Origin of the sequence: Paenibacillus sp. J5C2022, assembly GCF_025567625.1 — a bacterium.
Lineage (GTDB): Bacteria > Bacillota > Bacilli > Paenibacillales > Paenibacillaceae > Pristimantibacillus.
Genome location: NZ_JAOQJC010000108.1, coordinates 1 through 1,289, shown reverse-complemented (window position 1 = coordinate 1,289; position 1,289 = coordinate 1). Strand labels below are relative to the sequence as shown.

The following is a 1,289-nucleotide window of genomic DNA, read 5'->3' as shown; positions in this document are numbered from 1 at the left end:
TGGACCTCTGTCAAGAAAGTAGACACCCTTTAAGCACAATTTAGACAATTTTTTTGTAGTACATCTCCTCAAATTGCTCTGGAGATACGTAACCCAAAGAACCATGAATTCGCTTGCGATTGTAAAAGAATTCGATGTACTCAAACATCTCTTGTTGGGCCTGTGCCTTGGACTTAAATCGGGTGCAGTAAATAAACTCTTTCTTTAGCACGCTATGGAAAGATTCAATGCAGGCGTTATCATAGCAATTTCCTTTGCGGCTCATACTGGCTTTCATTTTGTACTGTTGTAGTCTTGCACGGTACTCTTCTGAGGTGTACTGTGAACCTCGGTCGGAGTGGTGAAGCAGCCCGTCAGACGGCTTGTGAGCGTTGTAAGCCTGGTCTAATGCCGCGAGTACTAAATCTGTTGTCATCCGGTCCCCAAGCTTCCAGCCAACGATTTTGCGCGTGTACAGATCCATAACGCTTGCCAGATACATTCGTCCTTCTCGGCACGGGACATATGTGATATCCGTAACCCATACTTTATTTGGAGCTGTGGTCTCAAACTGCTGATTCAACACGTTAGGTGCAATCGGATTGGAATGGTTGGAATCCGTCGTGTTCACCCGGAACTTCTTCGAGACGCACGCGCGCAGGTTGTTTTCACCCATCAGCTTCCCCACTAGACGTTCGGAAACGTTCCAGCCTTCCTTCCGGAGAAGTTTGGTGATCTTGGGGCTGCCGTATCGCTGCTTGACGTCAAAGAAGATCCATATAATCCGCGCCAGTAGTGCCTTACGGCGCTTCTGGTAGGCGTTCTCGTTCTCCTTTTCCTGGTACCACTTGTAATATCCGCTCCTGGATACTTCGAGCACTTTGCACATCTTCTCCATTCGAAATTCGGAGCGATGATCTTCGATGAATTGGAACCTCAGTTCCTTTCTTTGCTGAAGATGTGCATGGCCTTTTTTAGAATCGCGATCTCCTCTTGGAGATCCTCGATGGTGAGCGCTTGTTCCTTCAGTTGCCGATCCTTCTGACGTAGAGTCTCGCGATCTACGAGCGGCTCATTCTCAAACTTTCGGTATCTCATTTGCCACTGCCGTATTGTGCCCTCCGGCACATTCAGTTCCTGTGCGATCTGCGTCACTGACTTTGTCTGCTCCTGAATATATCTTACGGCCTGTTCTTTGAACTCTTCACTGTAATGCTGTCTCTTTTCACTCATCACGGACACCTCTTCTTCTTGTTGTTATCATTATCTAGTTGTTCTTACGAGGTGTCTACTTTTTATTCTAGCAGCAA

2 protein-coding genes are annotated in these 1,289 nt (G+C 47.0%); both read right to left on the bottom strand.

Annotated features, from left to right (window positions below):
* Positions 1 to 40: 40 nt before the first annotated feature.
* The gene (locus tag M6D81_RS31480) at positions 41 to 904 is read right to left on the bottom strand and encodes an IS3 family transposase (protein WP_262681616.1); all 864 of its coding nucleotides are present in this window, start codon (positions 902 to 904) and stop codon (positions 41 to 43) included.
* 11 nt (positions 905 to 915) lie between these two features.
* Entirely contained in the window at positions 916 to 1,212 is a 297-nt protein-coding gene (locus M6D81_RS31475) for a transposase (RefSeq protein WP_262681615.1), read from the bottom strand.
* Between the last annotated feature and the right edge of the window lie 77 nt (positions 1,213 to 1,289).

Excerpts from the sequence above, each read along its gene's own strand:
- M6D81_RS31475 (WP_262681615.1), bottom strand. The coding sequence starts at position 1,212 with ATGAGTGAAAAGAGACAGCATTACAGTGAAGAGTTCAAAGAACAGGCC.